Origin of the sequence: Sedimentibacter sp. B4 (genome assembly GCF_000309315.1) — a bacterium.
In the GTDB taxonomy this organism is placed as follows: domain Bacteria; phylum Bacillota; class Clostridia; order Tissierellales; family Sedimentibacteraceae; genus Sedimentibacter; species Sedimentibacter saalensis.
The window spans coordinates 1-207 of record NZ_CANG01001042.1; the positions used below are offsets into that span (position 1 = coordinate 1).

Annotated in this window: 1 pseudogene; it reads right to left on the minus strand. The window is 63.8% G+C overall.

The features are described from left to right. Nucleotides 1-197, minus strand: a pseudogene (locus BN358_RS28110) (hypothetical protein); the annotation flags it as partial. Between the last annotated feature and the right edge of the window lie 10 nt (nt 198-207).

The window sequence follows — 207 nt, forward strand, 5'->3', positions numbered from 1 at the left end:
GGACCCATCAGCGGAGAGCCGGAATATCTTGAGCGTCCCGTGTGCAGCACCATGAGCTGCGGCAGTTCGTCGTCGGCAGAGTAGGCCGCCTCACCCACCATCAGATGGGTCGGGCGAGCCAGCCCCTCAACCCGATGCTGATCTTGCTCCGACAAGCTGGCGAAGACCGGGACCCGTGACACGCAGCTATCGACCATGACCCAACCC